This is a genomic window from Clostridium sp. DSM 8431, assembly GCF_900116755.1.
Lineage (GTDB): Bacteria > Bacillota > Clostridia > Clostridiales > Clostridiaceae > Clostridium.
On sequence record NZ_FPBY01000290.1, the window covers coordinates 1 to 2,236 of the forward strand.

Annotated in this window: 3 protein-coding genes; all 3 read left to right on the forward strand. The window is 28.1% G+C overall.

Going from position 1 to position 2,236, the window contains the following annotated elements; all coding sequences use genetic code 11:
* Positions 1 to 240: 240 nt before the first annotated feature.
* Positions 241 to 807: a class I SAM-dependent methyltransferase gene (locus tag BM384_RS16820; RefSeq protein ID WP_242946107.1), complete on the forward strand. Its 567-nt coding sequence runs from the start codon at positions 241 to 243 to the stop codon at positions 805 to 807.
* A gap of 199 nt (positions 808 to 1,006) precedes the next feature.
* Positions 1,007 to 1,456 carry a phosphatidylinositol-specific phospholipase C domain-containing protein gene (locus tag BM384_RS16825; protein WP_090015387.1) on the forward strand — a complete coding sequence of 150 codons (450 nt, stop codon included), beginning with the start codon at positions 1,007 to 1,009 and terminating at the stop codon, positions 1,454 to 1,456.
* Between the two features lie 263 nt (positions 1,457 to 1,719).
* Complete coding sequence (locus BM384_RS16830) at positions 1,720 to 1,908, forward strand: PI-PLC domain-containing protein (RefSeq protein WP_090015389.1); 189 nt, start codon at positions 1,720 to 1,722, stop codon at positions 1,906 to 1,908.
* Positions 1,909 to 2,236 lie beyond the last annotated feature (328 nt).

The window sequence follows — 2,236 nt, forward strand, 5'->3', positions numbered from 1 at the left end:
GAAACAGCAGTTTTGCATTATTATAAAGAATAATGGAGATTTATCAAGAGCCGTGTGCGAGGCCCGCATGCACGGTTCTGTGAGAGGAAAGACCTAAGAAAAAAAATATTTCTGAGGTTCACCTACTCGATATAGATAAATAAGGTGTCTAGAAATGCTTTTATATTAGGTGGACGGAAATAAGAAGGAAGAATTGAAGTGGTGAAAAATAATACAAAGGAGGAGTAGATAGTGAATTATATGGGAGATATTCTTTGGTGGAATAATCGTTTCAAAAATAGAGAGTTAAGACTAATGAACCCAGAAGAAGCTTTAATAGAGGATATAAATTTATTTCCTAAGGGTGGTAAGGTATTGGATCTTGCTTGTGGAGATGGTAGAAATGCTATATTTTTAAGTGAACATGGCTATGAAGTTTTGGCAGTAGATTTTAGCACTACAGCCTTAGAGAGATTAAGTTATTTTGCTAAAAAGAAAGGTTTAAATATTGAAACTAAACTTCTAGATTTAAGTAAAGATAATTCATTTGAAGATTTATTACAATTTGAAGTTATTATAATAAATCATTATAGATTAAATCCATCTTTATATTTAAGACTTATGGAGAAATTAAAGAAGAAGAGTGGAGTTTTGTGGGTTAATGGTTTTAGAGAAGTACCTATGGATAATCTAAATATTAGAGAAAGTGATGTTTTAAGAGAAGAAGACTTTGAAGTATTAGCAGGATATAAACTTATAAATAAAAAAATGTATGAAAGGGGAGAAAAAAAGTTTATAAGATGCTGTTATAGTGCAATGGAAAATTAGGACAGGGGATAATTAAAGGGGCATATTGAACATTACTGTGTCTTTAGAGAGGAAATTCAAAATTTTGATATAGGGCTGCGGCTGTAATTATTATAAAATAACTTAAAGAGTATAAAGCTTTCGCTTTACTTTTTATAGAAATTTAAAAAGTTGCCAGATACAGTTGCTTGTGAGGGATAAAGAAAATGAGGTGAAATTAATGTTAAAAAAATTACTAACTACTTTAACAGTTTCAGCACTTTTAATATTAGGTGCACAGGGGATAAATGCAAGAGCTATAAATAATGAAAAGTGGATGGGGAGTATAGATGGAAATAAACAGATTTCAGATTTATCTATACCAGGAACTCATGATTCAGGTGCTAGATATGAGCCTGTGCAGAGTGTAGCTAAGTGTCAGGAGTTAAGCATTGATGATCAGCTAAATGCTGGAGTGAGATATATTGATGTGAGATGTAGAGAAATAGGGGATTCTTTTACAATTCACCATGGTCCTGTATATCAGAATTTAAATTTTGATGATGTATTAAAAAGTTGTAAGGATTTTTTAAAGACTAACCCTACAGAGACTATTATTATGAGTGTAAAGGAAGAGTATAATCCTACTGATAACACAAAGCTTTTCAAGAGGTTTTTGAAGAGTATGTAAATAAAGATAAAAGTATATGGTACTTAGAAAATAAAGTTCCTAAATTAAATCAGGTTAGGGGAAAAATTATACTTCTTAGAAGATTTGCAGCAAATAAAAATTTAGGGATTAGTGCTGTTAACTGGAATGATAATACTACTTTCCAAAGCAATAATGGAGTAACTTTATATATTCAAGATTGTTATAAGGTATCTAAGAATGATAATAAATGGGGAGTAATAGAAGATACTTTAGAAAAAGCAGCAAATAAAAGTGATAATTATATGTATTCAAATTATTGTAGTGGGTACAAGCCTTTCCTAGGAATTCCTAATATTAATTACGTTAGAAATGATATTAATAAAAGATTGGATAATTTCTTCACAGATAATAAGAAAGGGAGATATGGAATTATTGTTATGGATTTTGCTAATGAATCTATATGTAAAAAGATAATAGATACTAATATGTAGAATTAGTGATTTTAATTAAATATATAATTTTTAGAAAATGTGATCTTAGTTAAGGTCACATTTTTTGTGCTTAGACCAGTTATATAAAAAATTTAAAATTTTTAAAAGTAATTTTTTAAATATTTAAGTGTATCTATACATTCTTTATGAAGAACAAAAAGAAAACAAAAAAATAAGGGAAATTTATTATAAAAATAAGTAAAAATAGATAATATATGGCATAATAGTCTAAAAAACTATAATAGTGCAAAAATGCTTGAATAATTTTACAACTGAATAAAATAAAAAAAACATTTATGATAAATCTCTGTTATAATTAAGTTCCTAC